A 21,379-nucleotide genomic window follows, 5' to 3' on the forward strand; every position below is an offset into this window, starting at 1 on the left:
GTCCGGCAGCCAAAGGAGAGCTTATGAAAAATACGCCTGATTTCAGGGAGCATAATCGGGAGGTCAAAGAGCTGTGGGATGCTTACCGGAAAGGTACGCATACCCGTGTGCCCATGATCACCGGCATATCAGATCGGTTTTATGTGCTGAACCCTGTTACCAACCCCAAAAATGTTTCATTTTATGAGTATACGAAGGATCCGGATCTGATGTTCGACATGCAGTGCGCCTTCAGCGAATACGCCAGGTTCCACATTCCCGGAGATCACGAGCTGGGAATTCCGGAAGAGGGCTGGAACGTCAATGTGGATTTTCAAAATTATTATGAAGCGGCCTGGTATGGCTGCGAGGTGCGTTTTCCCGATGGAGAGGTTCCCTATGCCGTGCCGCTGCTGAACGATGACAAGAAAAATCTGCTGTTTGAAAAGGGAATCCCTGATCCCTTCGGCGGCTTTATGGCGAAGGCCAGGGAATATTACGACAGGTTTCGGGAGCGCATGAAAACGGCGGAGATCCTGGGCCAGAAGATCACCAGCCTGGGCGCATGGTTCACGGGCACCGACGGTCCCTTTACCATGGCCTGCGAGCTGCGGGGGGCCGATAAGGTCTGTATCGATATGTATGAGGAGCCGGAGTATTACCATCAGCTGATGGAATATCTCACGGAAAGTATCATCGTGAGAATGAAGGCCTGGAGAAAATATATGGGCCTGCCGGAAGTTTCCAAATCTTTTGGGTTTGCGGACGACAGTATCATGCTGCTGTCAACAGACATGTATCGGGAATATGTGCTGCCCTATCACAAAAAGATGGCTCGCGCTCTTTCCACCATGGAAGAGCGGGGCGGCGTACACCTTTGCGGGGACGCCACCCGGCACTTTAAGACCATACGTGATGAACTGAATATCTATAACTTCGATACCGGCTTCCCGGTAGATCATCGGGCTCTCTGTGAAGAACTGGGGGAAGAGGTAGCCATTCAGGGCGGTCCCCAGGCACAGCTGATCCATCAGGGCACGCCGGAGGAGATCGAAGCGGAATCCAAGCGGATCTTGGAAGCGGTAAAGCCGGTATCCCGGCGGTTCATTTTTCGGGACGGCAACGATATTCCGCCCTATACGCCCATGGAAAATATTCAAGCTTTGTATGACGCTTGCTTAAAGCATGGCAGATACGAATAGGATAAACTGTTACTGGAAAAGGAGAGTTCTCGTGAAAAGAATCAAAACTTCCATTGAGGTCCTGTCTCAGGACGAATTGATGCTGATCCATAACGCGGCCTTGAAAACTCTGGATCGGGTGGGAATGCGCGTTCCCAACGATGAGGTGCTGCAAATGTGCGCCGACCTAGGCTGTAAAATTGATCTGGAGACAAAACAGGTCAAATTCCCCACTGCCGTGATGGAGCAGTTTATCGACGGCATGCGGGCTGAAAGCACCATGAAGCCCAGCGAAAACGCTCAGGAGTTGAGGGGCTGGATCTCCACGCAGGTCTCTCTGGTGGACTATGTGAGCGGAACCCGCCGCTATGGCCTGCGGGACGACAACTTCAAGAATATCAAGCTGGTGGAAAAGCTGAAAAACATTCCCGCCTGCAACGCGGCCGTGGTGCCTTCGGATGTTCCCTATGAAATTGCCGATGTGGTGAGTATCGCGGATATTCAGAAATATTCCACCAAGCCGGGCGGCACCTATATCCTCACGCCCTTTGGCGCCAAGTATGTCAGCGAAATCAACAAGGTGCTGGGCTTGCGGGATAGCTACCTGTTTGAAACCATCAGCCCCCTGACCTTTAAGCAGGATACGGTGGAAATGGCGCTGGCCTTTGCGAAAAACGGCGGCGGCCTGGGAATTGCCCCTATGGCTATGAGCTCCGCTACCGCTCCGGTCACGATCTCTGGTACCCTGGTGATCGAAACAGCCGAGGTGCTGGGAAGCTGCTTCCTGGTGCACATGATGACCGGAGAATATCCCGGATTCTCTGCTTCCTGTCATTCCATTGACCCCCGCACCATGCTGTGCTCCTTCGGCTCTCCCAACCAGGCGCTGTTCGGCGTAGCGGTTTCTCAGCTTGGGAAATTCTATGGAATCCAGGGCGGCACCAATACCGGCCTGACCGACGCGCTGGTGCCTGATTTCCAGGGGGGGCTGGAAAAGGGTCTCACCGCTGCCTTCAACAGCATGGGCGGCATGCACAGCATTGGCTGCCAGGGCATTGTGGGAGCCGACCAGGGCTTCAGCTACGAGCAGCTGGTCATCGATAATGAATGGATCGATTACTATAATTATATCGTCAGGGGCTTCGATGTTACGGAAGATCATATCGGTTACGATATGATCGAGGAAGTGGGGATCGGCGGCAACTTCCTGGGAGAAGAACATACGGTGGAATATCTGCGGGAAAGCTACTGGATCTCCAACCTCTTTAACCGTGACGATTGGGTCAACTGGACGGCCAAGGGCTCCAAGAGTATTTATGACAGAGCCCACGAATTTGTGGAAGAGGTCACCGCGGGCTATCGGGAAATGGAGCCTGTGCTGGAGGCCGGCAAATGCGAAGAGCTGGATCGCATCGTTCAGGAAGCTTTCCGCGAAGCGGAAAGCAAGGCCTCTCGCTAAAGCTTCTAACGATTAAATATCAGAAGGGGGAAGAGCGCGAGAGGAAGATCACCAGAGAACTCCGGTGGAGACCGTTTCAATCCGTTCTCGTTTATCAACTCGGTTGTTACTGGACGTGTACTACCGCGCAGACTGTGAAGCAGTCTGTTTCCCCTCTGTAAATAAAGGGAAGCTAAGGGCAGATAAATTATAGTTTAGCGGACTAGTTGTTAGTCGTTAGAGAAGAGCAAGCCCTCTTCTTTTGTCATTCCGAGGAACGCAGTGACGAAGAATCTCGTCCTTACTTCCAGGGCAAAAGGACAAAGGACGAGATTCTTCACAAAGAAAGCAAAGCTTGCTTTGCTTTTTGTTCAGTAATGACAAGGAGGGGCCTTTTCCCCTTTCTAACAACTAACTACTCACGACTAGCAACTTACCTGCTAAATTCCAATTTATCGTTCTGCCTATGGTCGGGTCAGAAACCGGTTTCCCGCACCAAGCTGCTTCACGAGTTGGTGCAGCGGCACGCTGCAAATTCCAATTTACCTGCTTGCGGTCGGGCCGGAAACTGTCCGTTTGCACCAAGCAGCTTCACGAGTGGCTGCGGCGTCTCGCCGCTAAATTTCAATTTAACAAACTAACAGCTTCCTTGCTGTCGTTTCTGAGAGAAAGGAGCTTTGCGTCTCCATAAAGAATCTCGCCCTTCGTTCCTGAACAAAGGAACAAAGGACGAGATTTTTCATCAAGAAAGCAAGGTGGGCGGTTACGGTTTTGCTGTAACTGAAGGAATCATAGCCAGTAATTCTATGGTGCTTTCACACAACGAAATCAATGTTGGATATAAAAATTCAGCTTCATTCAGCCTTTTCTCCCTGTCACTTGCGTCTCTTTTCAGTATCGATCACCAGCGAAGCGGCTTCCGTGTCACACCAAAAGGCAGCGTGAGGCATATCCTTCAGCGCGGTTGCGGGAAGGCGGTTTGTAACGGGACTTGCCAAAACTTTTTTAACGATCTGTTTTTTTCTCTCGCCGTTTACCAGCAAAATTGCCCGCTTTGCGGCAGCAATATCGGCAATACCGATCGTTATGCCGCCGGTGAGCTCAGGCGCGGACTCAAAATACTTTGTCCCTACTTGTTGTGTTACGCTGTCCAGAGCGGTGGTGTGAACGGAAAGAGAAAAATCCACCCCCGGCTCGTTCAAAGCCAGGTGGCCGTTCATGCCGATCCCCAGCACGATCAGGTCAAAGCCGCCGACAGCTTCCACGTTTTTCTTGATCCCTGTGCATTCCGCCTGCAAATCCGGTGCTTTTCCATTTACAAGACGAATCCGTTCTTCGGGGAAATTTACTTGAGACAAAAAGTTTTTTACCAGAAAGTCGCCGCAGCTTCCCGGCGTGGTTTCATTCATGTTCGCCCATTCGTCCATGGCTGCAAAGCCCGCACGGGAAAAATCCACCTTCTTTTCCTGAAAACGTCTGATCAGCTCGCGGAATAGGCCCAGGGAAGAATGGCCCGCCGCAATGCACAGCAGAGCGTCCGGTTTTTCCTGCAAAAGCTCGCACACGGCGTCCGCGGCAGCGGCAGAGAGTATGCTCTCATTTTCAAAAACCTTAAATTCCATAAAGGTAACCTCCTAGTTTATTAATCTGATTAAATAATAAAGCTTTCAGCAGGGTAAGTCAAGAGAAAAATACGATTATTTTAAGAAAAGCATACTTTTTCTCATTAACTGAACAGTATGAATCAAAATTACAGCTTTGCCAAGCACCCTCTTCTGAGGTTGCAGTTAAAATATTTGTGGATCTGAAAGGATCTACTTGACAGAGCCCTGTTGTCCCTATATACTTTTAACAGAATTAAAAAATGCTGGGGGGAATACGATGAAGCCCTATGTCTCTTCTCATTTGAAGGATATGAACCGAAGAAATGTTTACGAGCTGCTTTGTAAAATGGAGGAAACCTCCAAAGCGGAGCTTTCTCACATTACAGGGATCAGTCCGCCCACGGTGATGAAGATCATACAGTTTTTGGCGGAAAAAGAGCTGGTAACTGAATTGGGAAAAGGGGAGGCTGCGCTGGGGAGAAAGCCCCAAATGCTCCGCTTGAACAAGAATCGCTATTATTTTATCGGAGCGATCCATGAGGGCGATTTTCTTCGGGTAGGGATCAGCAACCTGAAAAACGAGCTGGTGGCGCTGAAAAAAATTCGTGTCCATGCTGATTTTAAGCGTACCATGGAAGAAACCCTGTTTCAGGTGATCAATGAGCTTCTGGTAGAAAATGAGGTCTATCTTTCCGACGTGCTGGGGATCGGTCTGGGGCTGCCTGGCATCTATGATGTGGAACGGGAAAAGATTTTAACAGCGCCTTTGATCGGGATCTCCGGCGAAATGGAGATCGGCCCCATTCTTCGGAAAATAGAAGCTTATTACCACAAGTCGGTTTCTGTGGATAACGACCTGAATATGGATGTGCTGGGTGAATTTCTGGATCTGGAGCTTACCGCGGAAAACGATCTTTTGTATCTTTCCTTCGGCACCGGCATCGGCAGCGGCGTGATCTTAAACGGGAAACTGCGCAGAGGAAAGCACTACATGTGCGGCGAGGTGGGTTATATGACGTTTTTAGACGATTATGTAGCCGTCTCAGGCGGCGCCGGATGGCTGGAAAGCAAAATCAATCTGGGCGCGATCCAGGAAAAATTCGGTCTGCGGCCCGATGGCTCTATTTTAGAGGAGAACCGGGAAACCGCCACCGAGTATGTGGCGATCTGCGGCGCGCTGTGTATCAACAATATGATGATGTGTTACGATTGCGATCACATCTCCCTGGGTGGAGAGCTGTTCGATCTGCTGGGCGATCAGCTTTTTGATTCGATCCGGGAGAAAGTGGAAAAGATCTCCATCAGTGGGGTTCGTCTGCGGAAAAGCACCTGCGTGGATCCCGGCGTGCTGGGTGCCGCCGCCATGGCAAAAGAAAGGATCATTCCTCAGCTTTTGGCAGAGGAAGAAGAGAGATGAGGGAAAGAGACGCAAGCTTAGCTGCGGGCTTGCGTCTCTTTTTGCGGAAAGGGGAAATGAAATATCAAATGTGCGGCAATGCTTCAAAACTGAGGAAAGGGTGAGTGTATTGCTTCAGACAATGAGAGAATGGGCTACTTTTTCAGCGGATATCTGTATTTTGCTGATAACAGCTTATACATTTTATATTACTTTCATTTCAAAGAAGCTGAAGCTTCTTTCATTTTCAGTAAATAACTCTGACCGTGGAGATTCTTTCCATTTGGTGCTGGAAAATAGATCCTTTGCGCCTATCTGTATAGAAGAGATCTATCTTGTATTCAGCGGACAGCATAAAATAAAATTTGGAGAATATCAGCAGCCGGTCGTGTTAAACGCATTTTCAGCGATTGGCTTGAGTATGGAGCCGTTTTCTTTTCTTTATCCTTCTGTTTCAAGCTGGGAAGTGCGAAACGATTTGGTTGTTTGTGTTGTTACTTCCTGTAAAAACCTGTATTTAACATCGCGTAAACAGAAGAAAAAATTATCAAAAGAAATAAAAGCGGCGCCGCCAGATATCAGCGTTATCAGACGCGTATATGACGGACAGCTCGTAATGCCCGGGAATCGGTATGTTCTTCATCTCTTTCATGAGGGCAAAACACAGACGATATTCCTTCATAAACACGGCGTGATGAGCGAGAGTGTTTTAGGGTATAACGCACTGCCGGAAGCCGCGATGAAAGACAGAGCAACAGTGATGGAAGCGCTGGACTGTTTTCTGAAGCCTTATAAAATCGAATATGTTTTGGAAGATTTTATCGTAGACGCGGCAGAGCCCTTTAGCCAGCAATAGACCGATTCAATGCCGTATTTTGCTTCAGGAGGGCAATGAGAAGGAAATTGTCAAATGATCCAATCTTTAAGAAAAATGGAAAAGCCGGCAACATGTTTTATTGCCGGCTTTTCCGGTCACGGGGTGGGCGAGTATTCGCTGTAGTCTCAAAAGCGAGAAAGACGGAAGCAAAATTCTACTCCACAACGGGAGATATAGAAAACCGATCCCACAGGTGAATTCCCTGTTTCTTGCGACTTACTGTAAACAGATATTTCCACGGATCTGTTCACAATTCACTCTAACTCTCCAAAAATTGTTCCGGTCTTTCAATGAAAAGTGAAAATCGAATAGGGAAGAAGTAAAAATCGGCAAGTTCCTGAAGAGACTTTCCGATTTTTGGTCCGAGTGTTCATAACGGATTTGCTCAAAACAAGTTATTGGCAGCGACACACATTTTCAATTTGTACATTCGCAACATGGAACGAATCATAGTAGAATCGGATTACATTCCAACATAAGAGGTCATCAAGATGGAAAAATCATTATTTGATCAGATGGGCGGCACATACACTCGGCAAGGTGATTACTGCTTGCCCAATCTTGCCTTACCGTCGCAGGAAGAACGGCATATCGGTGTATGGGGAGAACGGCGGCGGAAGTACCTCAAGGAACACCGTCGTGTGTTGTACTACAGCCTTTTTACCAGTGGGAACCTCCACTCCCACCTTGCCGATGTAGAGGGACAGGCACAGGAAATGTTCGAGCAGCTGGCGAAGCAGATGGCGGAAAAGCAGGGCGTGACAGAAGCGCTGAAAGCTGCCGACATGATGGCGTGGGCAGGAAGAATGAACAATATCCGCAACGCTACGGAGGAAGCTATCTATAACGAAATCATCTATGCGTAAGAGGAAGGGCTGTGCCAAGCGGTACAGCCCTTCCTGGATCTTTAGCGCCTTTACAAGGATTTTACATTTCTCCGATAACCGATTTGACATTCGGGCGGTATGATTTGGGCGTAGTCCGAAATGAAAATCATGAAACGAGAAGGAGAAATGCAAAATGAAGTTTGGAAAGAAAATTCTGGCTCTCGGTCTTATGGGGGTACTTGCTCTTTCTGTGCTGACAGGCTGCGGAAGTACCGGCGGCACGGTATCCACGGATGGCTCCACCTCTATGGAAAAGGTGATTGGGGCGCTGAAGGAAACCTTTGAAAGCGAAAACAAGTCCATCTCTGTCACATACAACCCCACCGGCTCCGGCTCAGGAATTACGGCGGTGGCGGAGGGGCGCTGCGACATCGGTCTTTCCAGCCGTGACCTGAAGGATGAGGAGATCGCACAGGGGCTTGAGGGCACTGTACTGGCCTACGACGGTATCGCCATCATCGTCAATCCGGAAAATCCTGTCGCCGACCTGGATGTGGAAACCATCGGCAGGATTTTCACCGGCGAGATCACAAACTGGAGCGATGTGGGCGGAGCTGACGCCGAGATCGTCCTCATCGGCAGAGAGGCCGGCAGCGGCACCCGCGACGGCTTTGAATCCATCACCGGCACAAAGGACAGCTGCAAATACCGTCAGGAGCTGACCTCTACCGGAGACGTCATCACCACCGTGGCAGGCAATCCGGCGGCGGTTGGCTATGCCTCGCTCGCGTCGCTTAAGGACAGTGTGAAAGCGCTCACCGTGGGCGGCGTTGCGCCCAGCGACGAAACCATCAAGGACGGCAGTTATCCTGTGCAGCGCAATTTTGTACTGGTGACAAAAAAAGACGAAACCCTCAGTCCTTCGGCGCAGAAGTTCTTCGACTACATCACTTCCGAAGAGGCGGCGGAGGTCATCAAAAATGCAGGCGCAGTGCCTGTGAAGTGATAAATCCATGAAAAACAGAAAAGCGGCTTTTGAAAGATTTGTGTACGGAGTTTTCCTTCTGATTGGGCTTGTGACGGTGGGCTGCGTGCTGCTCATCACCGTATATCTGGTGATCGCCGGACTGCCGGCGATTCGTGAGATAGGGCTTGTGCAGTTCCTGTTCGGGAAGGTGTGGGCGTCCACTGCGGCGGAGCCGTCCTATGGGATCTTGCCCTTTATTCTCACCAGTGTTTACGGCACAGCCGGGGCGATCGTCCTCGGCGTGCCCGTGGGCTTCCTGACAGCGGTGTACCTGGCTAAGCTTGCGCCGAAAGGGGTGAAATCGGCGGTGGGTACGGCGGTCAGCCTGCTGGCGGGCATCCCATCGGTGGTGTACGGCCTGGTGGGTATGATCGTGCTGGTTCCCGCCATAAGCGAAGTCTTCCGGCTGCCCGATGGGGCAAGCCTCTTCGCCGCTATCATCGTGCTGGCGGTGATGATCCTGCCCTCTATCGTAAAGGTGTCGGTCACGGCGCTGGAGGCGGTGCCGAAGGAATATGAGGACGCTTCCCTGTCTCTGGGCGCGACGCCGGTGGAGACCTATTTCAGAGTGTCTGTCCCCGCGGCAAAAAGCGGCATTGCCGCCGCCGTGGTGCTTGGCGTGGGAAGGGCCATCGGTGAGGCTATGGCGGTCATGATGGTCTGCGGGAATGTGGCGAATATGCCCTCTCTGTTCGGAAGCGTGCGCTTTCTTACAACGGCTGTGGCAACCGAGATGTCCTATTCCTCCGGTCTGCAACGGCAGGCGCTGTTTTCCATTGCTCTGGTGCTGTTCCTCTTTATCATGCTGATTAACGCCTGCCTCAACTTCTTTTTGAAGCGGGACAAGGAGGGAGCCAAATGAGCGGAAAGCGCAGGGCTTATAGTATCGTAATGAAGCTGCTGATGTGGCTTTCGGTGGGGCTGACAGGCGCATTGGTTCTCTTCCTGGTCGGCTTCATCTTTGCGAAGGGACTTCCCAATATCACATGGGAGCTGCTGACCGAGAGCCCCAGCTACCTGCAAAACAGGATCGGTATTCTGCCGGATATCGTGAACACGGTCTATCTTGTGCTTGCGACCCTTATTATCGTTCTGCCGCTGGGCGTGGGAGCGGCGGTCTATCTGACGGAATATGCCCAAAACCGGCGCATTGTCAGCATGATCGAATATGCAGCCGAAACCCTTTCCGGCATTCCGTCCATCATATATGGTCTTGTGGGGATGTTGGCGTTTGCGAACAATTTCGGCAAATGCCTGCTGGCGGGTGCGCTGACGCTGGTCATCATGAATCTACCCACCGTGATGCGCACGACCCAGGAGAGCCTGAAAACAGTGCCACAGAGCTATCGCGAGGGGGCGTTCGGTCTGGGAGCCGGAAAGTGGCGGGTCATCCGCACCGTGGTACTTCCAGGCTGTGTGGACGGCGTGATCACCGGCTGTATCCTCACAGTGGGCAGGATCTTGGGTGAGTCGGCGGCACTGCTGTTTACGGCGGGCTTTGCCCATGCCCTCGGCGGTGTTGTAAGCACACTTTTCAGCTCGGGGTGCAGCCTTACGGTGGCGCTGTATGTCTACGCCAAAGAGCAGGGAGAGTTTGAGGCGGCCTTTGCCATCGCTGCGGTTTTAATGATACTGACGCTACTCATCAACCTTGCGGCGGCGCTTGTGAGCAGATATTTTCAAAGGAGGCGAACAGCTTGAGTGCAGTGATCACAGTGAACGATTTATGCCTGTGGTACGGCAAGACCCAGGCACTGAAAAATATTGATATGCAGATCCCGGAAAAGAGCATCACCGCCTTGATCGGTCCCTCCGGCTGCGGGAAATCCACCTTCCTCAAAACCCTGAACCGTATGAACGACCTGATCCCCGAGGTGAGGATCACAGGCGAGGTGCTGTACCAAGAGCGCAATATTTTTGAAAAATCAGTAGATGTCAACGACCTTCGGAAGAACATTGGCATGGTATTTCAGAAGCCCAACCCCTTCCCCATGAGCGTTTACGACAATATCGCCTACGGTCCCCGTACCCACGGTATTCGCTCCAAGGCGATGCTGGATGAGATCGTGGAGCGGTCATTAAAAGGGGCGGCTATCTGGGATGAGGTGAAAGACAGGCTGAAGAAGTCTGCCCTGGGACTCTCCGGCGGGCAGCAGCAGAGGCTTTGCATCGCCCGTGCGCTGGCGGTGGAGCCGGAGGTACTGCTGATGGACGAGCCCACCTCCGCCCTCGACCCAATTTCTACCGGCAAGATAGAGGAGCTTGCTCTTGAGCTGAAAAAGCGCTATACTATCGTTATCGTGACCCACAATATGCAGCAGGCGGTCCGAATCTCTGACCAAACGGCGTTTTTCCTGCTGGGCGAGCTGGTAGAGATGGGCGAAACGGAAGCTTTATTCTCCCAGCCCCGGGACAAGCGCACAGAAGATTACATCACAGGGAGGTTCGGATAATGCGTTCAAGGTTTGATGAGCAGCTTGATCTGCTGAATAAAGAGATGATCACCATGGGCGCCCTGTGCGAAAACGCCATCGCCATGTCCGCCAAAGCTGTGGCGGAAGGCGACCTCGCCCTGACCGAGTCCATACCTGCGCTTGCAGAGCAGATCGGGCAGAAGGAAAGGGAGATCGAAAGCCTTTGCCTGAAACTGCTTTTACAGCAGCAGCCGGTGGCGAAGGATCTGCGCATCATCTCCTCCGCCCTGAAAATGGTCACGGATATGGAGCGCATCGGACATCAGTCTGCTGACATTGCCGAAATCGTCAGGATGGCAAACCTCAAGGTGGGCGGTGATACGGAAGAAGTCCGTAACATGGCGCTTGCTGTGATAAAGATGGTCAGCGAGAGCATTGACGCCTTTGTAAAAAAAGACGACGCTATGGCACAGGCGGTCATCGCCTATGACGATGTGGTGGATGACTGCTTTGACCGTGTCAAAAAGCTGCTGATTGGCCGCTTCAGCCAACCGGGAATCGACGGTGAGCAGACCATCGACCTTTTGATGGTCGCAAAATATTTTGAACGAATCGGGGATCACGCAGTCAACATTGCAAAATGGGTGGTGTTCTCCATTACCGGAAGCAAGGGGTGAAAAAGATGATTTTTTGTGTGGAGGACGACAGCGGAATTCGTGACCTGATGATATATACTCTGAACGCCGCCGGCTTTGAAGCTGTCGGCTTTGGGGATGACGCAGCGTTTTGGGAAGCCATGAAGCAGCAAAGACCGGAGCTTATCCTGCTGGATATCATGCTGCCCGGCGAGGATGGTATTTCCATTCTCAAAAATCTGCGTTCCCAAATCGTGACAAAGGATATCCCCGTCATCATGGCCACCGCCAAGGGCACGGAATACGATAAGGTGACCGGGCTTGACCTGGGTGCGGACGACTATCTTGCAAAGCCCTTCGGCATGATGGAAATGGTGTCGAGAGTCAAGGCGGTTTTGCGCCGTACCGCCCCGAGAGAAGAACGGGAGCCTCTGCGTATCGGCGGACTGGAGCTTGACCCCGGGGCCTGCATCGTTCAGATCGACGGAGAGCGTGTGGAGCTTACACTAAAAGAATTTAAGCTGCTGTTCACCTTCATGGAAAACATCGGCAGGGTGTTCACCCGTGAGCATCTGCTGGAAACCGTTTGGGGGCTGGACTATATCGGCGAAACACGAACAGTGGATGTACATATCGGCACCCTGCGGACAAAGCTGGGGAAATATGGCAGCCTAATTGCAACGGTGAGGGGTATCGGCTATCGTATGGAGGATAAGCTATGACAAAACGGATTTTCCGCTCTATCGGCTTTGTCGCCATTGCCGTTTTTCTTGCCTCCCTAATCCTCATTATGGGTGTGCTGTACGACTACTTTTCGGGGGTGCAGCAAAGGCAGCTTCAAATGCAGTTAGAGCTTGCCGCACAGGGCGTCACCAATGAAGAAACCGCATATTTTGATGATTTGAAGGTGCGGGATTACCGCATCACATGGATCGCCGCTGACGGGACGGTGCTGTATGACAGCGACGCACTCAGTTCGGATATGGAGAATCATTTGGAGCGTGAGGAGATCAAAGAAGCCCTTGCCACAGGCCATGGGGAAAGCCGACGCTACTCCGCCACGCTGATGGATCGCTCTCTTTATGCGGCGCAGCGTTTGGAGGACGGAACCGTCCTGCGTCTTTCCATTGCGCAAAGCTCCATTTTAACGCTGGTACTTGGTATGGCACAGCCGATAAGCATTGTCATAGTTCTGGCGGTTGTCCTGTCCGTTGTCCTTGCTATCCGCCTTTCAAAAAACATTGTGAAGCCTTTGAATGAAATTGATTTGGATCATCCCCTTTCAAACGAGGGATATGACGAGCTTGCTCCCTTTCTCCGCAGGATCGACAGCCAGCAGAAACAGCTGCGCAGGCAAAAGACACGGCTGGAGCAGAAGCAGGCCGAGCTGGACACCATCATCGGCAGTATGAGCGAGGGTATGGTGCTGCTGAATGAGCACGGAAAAATCGTCAGCATCAATCCCGCCGCCATGGCTCTGCTGGGTGTGGAGAAAAGCCCGGTGGGAGCGGATATGCTGACGGTCAGCAGGAACCTCAGCCTAAACGACATTTTGCGGCAAACCTTGCAGGGGCAAAGCGTGGTTGAGACCGTAAGCCTTGAAACCGGGCAATACCAAATCAGCGCCAGCCCAATTATGTCTGAAGGAAAAGTTGCCGGTGCTGCTCTTTGCTTTTTCGATGTGACCGAAAAGGAAAAGGCGGAGCAGATGCGCCGTGAATTCACATCCAATGTGTCCCATGAGCTGAAAACGCCCCTGCACTCCATTTCCGGCTATGCGGAGCTGCTTCAAAACAACATGGTGAAGCAGGGGGATATCGTCCCCTTTGCGGGAAAGATATACAGGGAAGCCCAGCGCATGACAAGTCTGGTGGAGGATATCCTGAGCCTTTCCCATTTAGACGAGGGCGCAGAGGACATGGAGTGGACAGAGGTCGATTTGTATGAGCTTGCGGCGAAAGCCATTGCCGGTTTGGAGGCGGAAGCGAAAGCAGCGGAAGTGAAGATGTCTCTGCACGGCGAGTATTGCAGCCTGCACGGCGTTCCGCAGCTTCTCCACAGTATCCTCTATAATCTTTGCGATAACGCCATCAAATACAATAAAAACGGCGGCGAGGTAACCGTCAGCGTTGAAAGACAGGACGCAGACGCCGTTCTCACCGTTTCCGATATGGGTATCGGTATTCCCGCCCAGGAGCAGGCGCGCATTTTTGAGCGGTTCTACCGTGTGGATAAGAGCCGTTCCAAAGAGGTTGGCGGCACAGGGTTGGGACTCTCCATCGTCAAGCACGCTGTGCTGATTCATCACGGGACGATCGAGGTGGACAGCACAGTGGACGAGGGAACAACGATAACTGTCCGCTTGCCGATATAGAAAGGGTTAATCGCAGAGCGCTATGTTGCCCGAATTTGCACCTGAGAGACAAAGTAAAACTTAAAGAAAGTCTTGACAAACAAATGTTCCGTTGTTAAAATATAAGATGTCCGCAAGGAGAAAACCGGGCGATGATAAGGTTTGGTATCGTGCTACGGGGCTGCTCATCCATGAATGAGTATTGACATCCAAATGCCGCCTTTCCTTTAGCTGCGGAGAATCATCCGAACGGTAAACTGAATACTGTGAAATGATTTAAGTATCAAAAAGGCAAGCTTAGTGCCTTGGAGCCGCTTGATGCGTTGACTTCCTACGAGCCACTTGACTTTGACATACTCCCAAGGGAGTAGTCTGTCCAAGTGGTGTATGTCAACGGTCAAGTGGCTTTTTGTATTTTCAAGGATCGCATATGCTCATCGGCTCCGGGAAAGGAGGTTCGATGAGCATTTTTTGTTGGCTGAGTTCTGTGGCAAGGTATCCGTAAAATGGGGTCCCCGAAAAGTCGAGAGACTTTTTGGGGAGAGGAGAAACAGCAAAATGAGTGAGCCCTGCCACTTGTGACAGGGCGAAGGATATGGAGCTTGCTTCGACGAAGCGAGCAGACCATTTGTACTCCCAATGGAGTCCAAACGGTAGACTGCCGCCGGATGCCTGCGTCATCTTGGCGAGCAGTGCGTTTGTACTCCCAAAGGTCGCACAAACGCCTCGTTAGGGCGCTGCCCTAATACCCGTAGAAGGAGAAATGTATATGAGAAAAGGAATCAAAAGCAGTTTTGGCTGTCCGAAAAGGACGCCGCAGATCTGAAACGAAAAGCCCAAAGGTGCGGCGTCACGGAAACCTCTGTGATCCGGCAACTGCTCCACGGATATGAGCCGAGAGAGAAGCCGGACGAGCGTTTCTATGAAGCCATGCGTGAGATGTATGCCATCGGCAACAACCTCAATCAGCTTACCGCTAAGGCACATAAGCTGGGCTTTATCGACACGCCCATGCTTAGGGAATTGAGCAGGGCCTTTGCCCGGTTTCAGTTAAAAATCGAGCAGAACTTCCTGCTGCCCGTTAAAACCCAAACCAAAAAGGAGACCAATCAATGATAAACGAACAACCGAAAAAGAAATCAGCGCTGCTGCCCGTCAGTCAGCTCCACACCTTCGAGGGACACCCCTACAAGGTGCTGGACAATGAGGAGATGGACAGCCTGGTGGAGAGTATCAAAGAGCAGGGCATCCTGTCCCCGCTCATCGTCCGCCCGCTGGAGAACGGAGAGTATGAGGTCATCAGCGGACACCGCCGGCTTCATGCGGCAGAGAAAGCGGGACTTACCGAAGTACCGGCGCTCATCTACCCGTTAGACCGAATTCAGGCTATCCTTGCAGTAGTAGACAGCAACCTCCACCGAGAGCATATCCTGCCGTCCGAAAAGGCATTTGCCTACAAGCTCAAGATGGAGGCGCTCAAGCAGCAGGGCAAACGCACTTTGTCGCAAGCTGCAACAAAGACGGATACCGCCGCCGAAATCGGCAAGGAGACCGGTGAAAGCCGAGATCAGATCTTCCGCTATATCCGCCTGACCTGCCTGATCCCCGAATTGTTGGAGATGGTAGACAAGGGAAAAATCGCTTTCAGTCCAGCGGTAGAGCTGTCCTACCTCTCCGAAAAGGAGCAGCGTGAGTTATTGGACACCATGCAATGTGAGGACTGTACGCCCTCTCTTTCGCAGGCACAACAGCTAAAGAAAGCCAGCCAGAAGGCCGGACTTTCCGCCGACTATATCTTTGCCATGCTGTCCGAGCCAAAGCCCAACCAGCGGGAGAAGATCACCTTCAAGGTGGATGAGCTGCGGAGCTTTTTTCCCAAAAACTACACAACCGAGGATATACAGAAAGCCATCATTGGGCTGATCCTCAAACAGTATCAGGAGCAGGAAACGCAGCGTTTCCGCAAGCGCTCCGACAGAGGTGAGCGATGATGAAAAACAACTGGATCATTGGTTTGCCGCAAGGTGAGCGGGAATACAAAATCGGCGGTGTGACCTATCGTGTCACTTCTGCCTTTGCGCCAAGAAGCAGCGCAGTTACCATGCAGGAACGCTTAGAGCACTCTATCAGCAGCAGTTTCACACCTTTGACAGGGACAATTCCAAGCGCTATGATGACAAGCGAAAATGTGTGTTCCGGCTGCAAGACATCTTGCGATGTCTGAAAGGAGGACTAAATGTAGTCGAAGAAGAAACATGAACAGGTGGGCATCACTGCCCTGTACTGCCGCCTTTCCCGTGACGATGGAGCCGAGGGTGACAGTAACTCGGTGGCGAATCAAAAGCGATTGCTCCAGAGGTTCGCGAAAGAAAATGGTTGCGGGGGCAGGATTTGAACCTATGGTCTCGCCTGTTGGCTCGGTCGGGCCTGAACACTCGCCACTGGCGAGGAGGCCCCTTCGGGTTATGAGCCGCAGGTCAGAAGCGAGGAGATCCCAGATTCAAGTCTTGCTCAGAAACGAAAAATTCCAGCCAACCCACAAGGGGTTTGCTGGAATTCTTTGGTTGCGGGGGCAGGATTTGAACCTACGACCTTCGGGTTATGAGCCCGACGAGCTACCGAACTGCTCCACCCCGCGATATTTGATTTTGCTGACTCTCTTGAGATAGCTTATTTACTATAACACACCTTGCTGGAAAATGCAAGGGTTATTTTTTGTCAGATTTTCATTTTTTAAAGAGCTGCCTTTTTTGTGAGGAAATGGGAGGAAAAACCATGCGCGCTGCTTTTGGAAAACACGAAAGCGCGAGGTGGAGAGCAGGACAAAATAAAAAAGAGTTCTCCGGTTTCCTCTTTATTTTTTCGGCCATTTCGCTTATAATAGAAAAATAAGGGCTGTATTCATAGCCGAGGTGGCAGAAAAAGCGTGGGAAAAGCCTCGCTCTGTCGGCGCACTTCGGTTGTGAATACAGGTTCCAAGGCGTGGCAGTCGCTTTTTTGGCAAGCATATCATAACAGAGAGGAAGGGCGTAACCCATGACGGAAGAATACACGATCCCCCTTGCGAAAATTATCAAAGAACTGGCCCTTCAGGAGATGTATCTCCCGAAAAGCGCGGAAGAGATCAGGATCCGGTCGAAGGATGTCAACCGCCCGGGCCTGGAGCTGAATGGCTTCTGCGATTATTTTGATCCGCATCGTATCGCAATTTTGGGCCTTTCGGAAACGGCGCTTTTGGCGTCTCTGGGCGAAGAAAAGCAAAGGCAGTCTATCAATAACTTTTTTGCCCTGCGTCCCCCGGCAGTGATTGTTGCCCGCGGGATCGAGCCTCCTGATTACATGCTGGAGGCAGCGAAATCCTATGAGATTTCCCTACTTGCTTCAAAGGATTCTACCTCCAATGTGGTGGCGGATCTGGTTTCCCTTTTGAATGTGGAGCTGGCACCCAGAATTACCCGCCACGGCGTTTTGGTGGAGGTGTACGGCGAAGGGATCCTGTTGGTAGGTGACAGCGGTGTCGGAAAAAGCGAGACCGCCATCGAACTGATCAAACGCGGTCATCGGTTGATTGCCGACGACGCGGTGGAGATCCGCCGCACCTCCCGGAAGGCGCTGGTGGGGCAGGCCCCGGAAAATATCCGTCATTTTATCGAGCTGAGGGGCATCGGCATTATCAATGCCCGGCGGATCTTCGGTATGGGCGCCGTAAAGCTTACGGAGAAGATCGATATGTGCATCAATATGGAGCTGTGGGACGCCACTAAGGTGTATGACCGCATGGGGATCGACAGCGAATTCACAGAGATATTGGGCATTCGGGTGCCGGTGATCACCATTCCGGTGAAGCCCGGACGGAATCTGGCAATCATTATCGAGGTGGCCGCTATGAATAACCGCCAGAAGAAAATGGGCTATAACGCCGCCCAGGAGCTGCTTTCCAGCCTGGGCATGGATATGGCCGATCTGCAGGGTGCGGATATCAGAAAGGATCTGGATATTTGAGTATGACACGTTACCACCTGATCGCCGATCTGCACACCCACACGCTGGCCTCTACCCATGCCTACAGCTCTCTGACCGAGATGGTGCAGGCCGCGGCCAACAAAGGCCTTTCCGCCATTGCCGTTACAGATCATGCCGTTTCCATGCCCGGTGCTCCAAAGCCGGAGGAATTCTATTTTTCCTGTCTGCGGGAGCTGCCTCTCTATCATCGGGGCGTGATGACCATTGTGGGGATCGAAGCGAATATTATGGATTTTGAGGGAACGCTGGACGTTTCCGAAGCGGAATTCGAACGTCTGGATTGGGGCGTTGCCTCGATCCACCATTTGGGACAGGCAGGCTTGGAAGAGCCTAATGTGGAAAAGAGCACCCATCTTTGGCTTCAGGTGGCGAAAAATCCGCATATCAACGTGATCGCCCACAGCGGCGACCCGTTGTTTGCTTACGATGTGGAGAAAGTGATCCCGGCCTTCGGCGAGAACCACAAGCTGGTGGAGATCAATAATCACACCTTTGAAGCCAGAAAGCAGAATGCAGAAAACTGCAAAAAAATCGCGTTGGCCTGCAAAAAATACGGCGTTCCCATTGTGGTGGATTCCGACGCCCATTTTGAAACAAAGGTGGGAGAGTTCGGCTTTGCGCTTCGTATGTTGGAAGAAATCGACTTTCCCGAGGAATTGATCCTGAACGCTTCTGAGGAGCGGCTGCAGGCCTATCTTCGGGAGCATACGCATATTTTTACCAACAGAACCTATCTTGGCGAGGGAGAACACCGGCCATAAAACGGAGGGACTTTTTTGCGATTTGATTATTCGCGGCTTGACGGCGCCGTACAGAAGCTGGGCTGCGCCTGCCTGCGGGAAGAGCCCATGAGCCGCCATACCACCTTTCGCATCGGCGGCCCGGCTGATCGGTTTTTCATGGTGACAGACCAAAAACAGCTTACCGGCCTTCTGCGAATTTTAGAAGAAGAAAAGCTGCCGTGGCTGCTGCTGGGAAACGGCTCTAATCTGCTGGTTTCGGATCAGGGGATCCGGGGGGCGGTGCTCGCCTTGAGCGGTGATTTTAGCGGGATCGAGTTGCTGCCGGACAGAAAAACGATCCGCGCGGGAGCCGCCGCGCCGCTGGCTTCCGTGTGCGCTTTTGCCAGGGACCGCGGCCTTTCCGGGCTGGAATTTGCCTGGGGGATCCCCGGTTCAGCCGGCGGTGCGGCTTATATGAATGCTGGAGCCTATGGCGGCGAAATGAAGGACGTAGTGGAAAGCGTTACCCATCTTACCGCCCGGGGAGAGATCGTCGCCGTGCCCCGGGAAGAGCTGGCGTTTTCTTACCGGCACAGCCGGTATACGGGCGGGAGGGATGTGATCCTTTCCGTGGAGTATCAGCTTGTGCCGGGAAGCCGGGAGGAGATCTCCGCAAAAATGGAGGAACTCATGAGCCGCCGGAAAGAGAAGCAGCCCTATGATATGCCCAGTGCGGGCAGCATCTTCAAGCGTCCGCAAAACGGCTTTGCTGCCGCTTTGATCGAAGAATGCGGCCTCAAGGGCAAAACGGTAGGCGGCGCCCAGGTCAGCCCGAAACACGCCGGGTTTATTGTCAATACCGGCGGCGCGTCCTGCCGGGATGTGCTGGAGCTGATCGCCGTGATCAAGGAAACTGTGGCCGCCCAAAAGGAGATCATGCTGGAATGTGAGATTCGGGTCACCGGCGAGGAAAACGGCTGAAGGCGGAAGGAAAAACAGGAAAGGAAGTTGTTGGGCAGATGGAATTTGTGATTGTAACAGGGCTTTCCGGAGCCGGAAAAACAAGGGCGATGCACGCCATGGAGGATATTGGCTTTTTCTGTGTGGACAATCTGCCCCCGGCGCTGATCCCGGTTTTTTACGACCTCTGCATCAAATCAGAAGGGCTGCGCAACCGCGTGGCGGTGGTGACCGATACACGGGGTGGAGAACTCTTCAAATCTTTCTTTACCGCCATGGAAGCTTTGAAGCGAGACAAGAAGCCCTATAAGATCCTGTTTCTCGATTCCTCCGACGCTGTGCTGGTGCGCCGGTTCAAGGAGACCCGGCGGAAGCATCCCCTTTCCGACGACCTGAACGGCTCTCTGGAGCAGGCCGTTCGCCTGGAGCGGGAAATGCTGAAGCCTGTGAAGGAGTGCTCCGATTATGTGATCGACACCTCCGGGGTATCTCCCGCACAGCTGAAGGCCCGGATCACCGAGTTGTTTTTGAGCAGCCCAAGCGATTCTCTGGCGGTACACTGTATCAGCTTCGGCTTTAAGTTTGGGATTCCCATGGAGTCCGACCTGGTTTTTGATGTACGCTGCCTGCCCAATCCCTTTTATGACGAAGCCCTTCGGCCGCAGACCGGCCTTGACGCGGCGGTGCGGGACTATGTGATGGAAAAGGAAGAGACCATCGGCTTTGTTTCCCGCTTTACGGATATGGTGGACTACCTTCTGCCTCTATACAGCAAGGAGGGAAAGAGCCAGCTCGTGATCGCCGTGGGCTGTACCGGCGGGCATCACCGTTCGGTGGCTCTGGCCCAGTATATGTGCGATTACCTGGGGGAAAAGGGGATCAAAACCAGCGTAACGCACCGGGATATTCAGAAATTTTAAGGCAGTGCCGCACAAATAACAGCCAGCATTTTAAGCATATTTGGAAAAGAGAAATTTTTCTTTACTGTGGGTGAGTGGCAATGTCTTTTTCCTCAAGCATCAAATCTGAGTTATGTAAACTTGAAAACAAGAAAACCTGTTGCCTGCGTGCCGAATGCTATGGTATGTGGCTGTTTTCCAAATGTTTTTCTCTCAGGGAAACCGCTTATGTGACGGAAAACAGCGGTGTTGCCCGCCGTATGCTGGAGCTGGCCGCGGCTGCCGCCGGAGCGGGGGGAGAGCTTTCCTATGGTGTGAGCAGGCGAAAAAAGCCCGCCTATCGGGTCGCCCTGCAGGACGAGGATTCCCGGCTCCGCCTGCTTTCCGCCTTTGGCCATACCGGCGGGGAGACGAGCCTGCGCATCAACCGGGCCGTGCTGGAAGATGATTGCTGCCAGGCCGCCTTTCTCCGCGGGGCGTTTCTTACCTGCGGCACGGCGGCGGATCCTCAGAAGGGGTATCACCTGGAATTTGCCGTGCCCTACCAGAAGCTCGCAAACCAGCTTTACACCCTGCTAAGCGAGGTGACCGCCTTTCCGGTCAATCCCTTGCTTGCCTCCCGCAAGGGCAGCTATGTGGTTTACTGGAAGGAAAGCGGGCAGATCGAGGATCTGCTTACTTTTCTGGGAGCGGCGGGAGCTTCCATGGAGCTGATGCAGGTTCGTATGTATAAGGAAGCCAAAAACGATATCAACCGTAAGGCAAATTTCGAGACGGCTAATATGGATAAAACCTATTCTGCCTCTGCCCGGCAGATCGCCGCGATTGCGGTCCTGAACGATGTGGGGGAGCTTTCAAACCTTCCCGATGGACTGCGGGAGCTGGCCCGGCTGCGGCTGGAAAACCCGGAAATGACTCTGCGCCAGCTGGGAGAAGCCCTGGGGATCAGCCGAAGCGGCGTGAATCATCGGCTGGAACGGCTGCTGGAGCTGGGTGAGAAGTATCTGGAAACAGGCAAGAAGATTATGTAAACTTATATACAAA

21 protein-coding genes and 1 tRNA gene are annotated in these 21,379 nt (G+C 52.4%); 20 read left to right on the forward strand and 2 right to left on the reverse strand.

Annotation, left to right across the window (positions count from 1 at the left end; translation table 11 throughout):
- Positions 1-23: 23 nt before the first annotated feature.
- Both U8T64_RS10415 and U8T64_RS10420 read left to right on the forward strand, forming a co-directional pair.
- Positions 24-1,181 carry a uroporphyrinogen decarboxylase family protein gene (locus tag U8T64_RS10415; RefSeq protein WP_322183346.1) on the forward strand — a complete coding sequence of 386 codons (1,158 nt, stop codon included), beginning with the start codon at positions 24-26 and terminating at the stop codon, positions 1,179-1,181.
- Between the two features lie 31 nt (positions 1,182-1,212).
- A complete protein-coding gene (locus tag U8T64_RS10420) occupies positions 1,213-2,619 on the forward strand; it encodes a trimethylamine methyltransferase family protein (protein ID WP_322183347.1) in 1,407 nt (468 codons plus the stop codon).
- A gap of 854 nt (positions 2,620-3,473) precedes the next feature.
- Here U8T64_RS10420 and U8T64_RS10425 read toward each other — a convergent pair.
- A complete protein-coding gene (locus U8T64_RS10425) occupies positions 3,474-4,220 on the reverse strand; it encodes a 6-phosphogluconolactonase (protein WP_322183348.1) in 747 nt (248 codons plus the stop codon).
- Positions 4,221-4,479: 259 nt separating this feature from the next.
- On the opposite strand from U8T64_RS10425, the gene U8T64_RS10430 reads away from it, so the two are divergent.
- From U8T64_RS10430 to U8T64_RS10490, 13 genes are all read left to right on the forward strand, one after another.
- A complete protein-coding gene (locus U8T64_RS10430; RefSeq protein ID WP_322183349.1) occupies positions 4,480-5,619 on the forward strand; it encodes an ROK family transcriptional regulator in 1,140 nt (379 codons plus the stop codon).
- A gap of 109 nt (positions 5,620-5,728) precedes the next feature.
- Positions 5,729-6,454, forward strand: coding sequence for a hypothetical protein (locus U8T64_RS10435; protein WP_322183350.1), 726 nt, complete (start codon positions 5,729-5,731; stop codon positions 6,452-6,454).
- Positions 6,455-6,966: 512 nt separating this feature from the next.
- Positions 6,967-7,341, forward strand: coding sequence for a TnpV protein (locus tag U8T64_RS10440; RefSeq protein ID WP_322183351.1), 375 nt, complete (start codon positions 6,967-6,969; stop codon positions 7,339-7,341).
- A gap of 154 nt (positions 7,342-7,495) precedes the next feature.
- Positions 7,496-8,308, forward strand: a complete 813-nt coding sequence (locus U8T64_RS10445; RefSeq protein ID WP_437126002.1) for a phosphate ABC transporter substrate-binding protein — start codon at positions 7,496-7,498, stop codon at positions 8,306-8,308.
- Between the two features lie 7 nt (positions 8,309-8,315).
- Positions 8,316-9,191 (forward strand): phosphate ABC transporter permease subunit PstC, encoded by an 876-nt coding sequence (gene pstC / locus U8T64_RS10450; protein WP_322183352.1) that lies wholly within the window; start codon positions 8,316-8,318, stop codon positions 9,189-9,191.
- Positions 9,188-10,030, forward strand: a complete 843-nt coding sequence (gene pstA, locus U8T64_RS10455) for a phosphate ABC transporter permease PstA (RefSeq protein WP_322183353.1) — start codon at positions 9,188-9,190, stop codon at positions 10,028-10,030. Before pstC ends, pstA begins: the two co-directional genes overlap by 4 nt.
- Positions 10,027-10,782 (forward strand): phosphate ABC transporter ATP-binding protein PstB, encoded by a 756-nt coding sequence (gene pstB, locus U8T64_RS10460; protein WP_322183354.1) that lies wholly within the window; start codon positions 10,027-10,029, stop codon positions 10,780-10,782. Before pstA ends, pstB begins: the two co-directional genes overlap by 4 nt.
- On the forward strand, positions 10,782-11,420 hold the full coding sequence (phoU, locus tag U8T64_RS10465; protein WP_160578013.1) for a phosphate signaling complex protein PhoU: 639 nt from the start codon (positions 10,782-10,784) through the stop codon (positions 11,418-11,420). Before pstB ends, phoU begins: the two co-directional genes overlap by 1 nt.
- Before the next feature lie 5 nt (positions 11,421-11,425).
- The gene (locus tag U8T64_RS10470; RefSeq protein WP_322183355.1) at positions 11,426-12,100 is read left to right on the forward strand and encodes a winged helix-turn-helix domain-containing protein; all 675 of its coding nucleotides are present in this window, start codon (positions 11,426-11,428) and stop codon (positions 12,098-12,100) included.
- Positions 12,097-13,752 (forward strand): sensor histidine kinase, encoded by a 1,656-nt coding sequence (locus tag U8T64_RS10475; protein WP_322183356.1) that lies wholly within the window; start codon positions 12,097-12,099, stop codon positions 13,750-13,752. Before U8T64_RS10470 ends, U8T64_RS10475 begins: the two co-directional genes overlap by 4 nt.
- Positions 13,753-14,403: 651 nt before the next feature.
- The gene (locus tag U8T64_RS13920; RefSeq protein WP_437126003.1) at positions 14,404-14,847 is read left to right on the forward strand and encodes a plasmid mobilization protein; all 444 of its coding nucleotides are present in this window, start codon (positions 14,404-14,406) and stop codon (positions 14,845-14,847) included.
- Positions 14,844-15,722, forward strand: coding sequence for a ParB/RepB/Spo0J family partition protein (locus U8T64_RS10485; protein WP_322183358.1), 879 nt, complete (start codon positions 14,844-14,846; stop codon positions 15,720-15,722). The genes U8T64_RS13920 and U8T64_RS10485 overlap by 4 nt, the downstream gene beginning before the upstream one ends.
- Entirely contained in the window at positions 15,719-15,955 is a 237-nt protein-coding gene (locus U8T64_RS10490) for a hypothetical protein (protein ID WP_322183359.1), read from the forward strand. The genes U8T64_RS10485 and U8T64_RS10490 overlap by 4 nt, the downstream gene beginning before the upstream one ends.
- A 337-nt stretch (positions 15,956-16,292) precedes the next feature.
- Here U8T64_RS10490 and U8T64_RS10495 read toward each other — a convergent pair.
- Positions 16,293-16,369 (reverse strand) — tRNA-Met (locus U8T64_RS10495).
- 398 nt (positions 16,370-16,767) lie between these two features.
- Between U8T64_RS10495 and hprK the strand changes: the two genes are divergently transcribed.
- The 5 genes from hprK (at position 16,768) to whiA (ending at position 21,366) form a co-directional block, all read left to right on the forward strand.
- Entirely contained in the window at positions 16,768-17,733 is a 966-nt protein-coding gene (gene hprK, locus U8T64_RS10500; RefSeq protein WP_322183360.1) for an HPr(Ser) kinase/phosphatase, read from the forward strand.
- 2 nt (positions 17,734-17,735) lie between these two features.
- Complete coding sequence (locus tag U8T64_RS10505) at positions 17,736-18,515, forward strand: phosphatase (RefSeq protein ID WP_322183383.1); 780 nt, start codon at positions 17,736-17,738, stop codon at positions 18,513-18,515.
- Positions 18,516-18,530: 15 nt separating this feature from the next.
- Complete coding sequence (gene murB / locus U8T64_RS10510; protein ID WP_322183361.1) at positions 18,531-19,457, forward strand: UDP-N-acetylmuramate dehydrogenase; 927 nt, start codon at positions 18,531-18,533, stop codon at positions 19,455-19,457.
- A gap of 38 nt (positions 19,458-19,495) precedes the next feature.
- The gene (rapZ, locus tag U8T64_RS10515; RefSeq protein ID WP_322183362.1) at positions 19,496-20,356 is read left to right on the forward strand and encodes an RNase adapter RapZ; all 861 of its coding nucleotides are present in this window, start codon (positions 19,496-19,498) and stop codon (positions 20,354-20,356) included.
- Between the two features lie 80 nt (positions 20,357-20,436).
- Entirely contained in the window at positions 20,437-21,366 is a 930-nt protein-coding gene (gene whiA, locus U8T64_RS10520; protein WP_322183363.1) for a DNA-binding protein WhiA, read from the forward strand.
- Positions 21,367-21,379 lie beyond the last annotated feature (13 nt).

Source organism: Neglectibacter caecimuris (assembly GCF_034335015.1).
In the GTDB taxonomy this organism is placed as follows: Bacteria; Bacillota; Clostridia; order Oscillospirales; family Acutalibacteraceae; genus Acutalibacter; species Acutalibacter caecimuris_A.

Bases quoted from the DNA above. Each gene is read 5' to 3' on its own strand.
- U8T64_RS10415 (WP_322183346.1), top strand. From the start codon at position 24: ATGAAAAATACGCCTGATTTCAGGGAGCATAATCGGGAGGTCAAAGAG.
- U8T64_RS10425 (WP_322183348.1), bottom strand. From the start codon at position 4,220: ATGGAATTTAAGGTTTTTGAAAATGAGAGCATACTCTCTGCCGCTGCC.
- U8T64_RS10430 (WP_322183349.1), top strand. From the start codon at position 4,480: ATGAAGCCCTATGTCTCTTCTCATTTGAAGGATATGAACCGAAGAAAT.
- U8T64_RS10440 (WP_322183351.1), top strand. From the start codon at position 6,967: ATGGAAAAATCATTATTTGATCAGATGGGCGGCACATACACTCGGCAA.
- U8T64_RS10445 (WP_437126002.1), top strand. From the start codon at position 7,496: ATGAAGTTTGGAAAGAAAATTCTGGCTCTCGGTCTTATGGGGGTACTT.
- pstC (WP_322183352.1), top strand. From the start codon at position 8,316: ATGAAAAACAGAAAAGCGGCTTTTGAAAGATTTGTGTACGGAGTTTTC.
- pstA (WP_322183353.1), top strand. From the start codon at position 9,188: ATGAGCGGAAAGCGCAGGGCTTATAGTATCGTAATGAAGCTGCTGATG.
- phoU (WP_160578013.1), top strand. From the start codon at position 10,782: ATGCGTTCAAGGTTTGATGAGCAGCTTGATCTGCTGAATAAAGAGATG.
- U8T64_RS10470 (WP_322183355.1), top strand. From the start codon at position 11,426: ATGATTTTTTGTGTGGAGGACGACAGCGGAATTCGTGACCTGATGATA.
- U8T64_RS10475 (WP_322183356.1), top strand. From the start codon at position 12,097: ATGACAAAACGGATTTTCCGCTCTATCGGCTTTGTCGCCATTGCCGTT.
- U8T64_RS10485 (WP_322183358.1), top strand. From the start codon at position 14,844: ATGATAAACGAACAACCGAAAAAGAAATCAGCGCTGCTGCCCGTCAGT.
- U8T64_RS10490 (WP_322183359.1), top strand. From the start codon at position 15,719: ATGATGAAAAACAACTGGATCATTGGTTTGCCGCAAGGTGAGCGGGAA.
- hprK (WP_322183360.1), top strand. From the start codon at position 16,768: ATGACGGAAGAATACACGATCCCCCTTGCGAAAATTATCAAAGAACTG.
- U8T64_RS10505 (WP_322183383.1), top strand. From the start codon at position 17,736: ATGACACGTTACCACCTGATCGCCGATCTGCACACCCACACGCTGGCC.
- rapZ (WP_322183362.1), top strand. From the start codon at position 19,496: ATGGAATTTGTGATTGTAACAGGGCTTTCCGGAGCCGGAAAAACAAGG.
- whiA (WP_322183363.1), top strand. From the start codon at position 20,437: ATGTCTTTTTCCTCAAGCATCAAATCTGAGTTATGTAAACTTGAAAAC.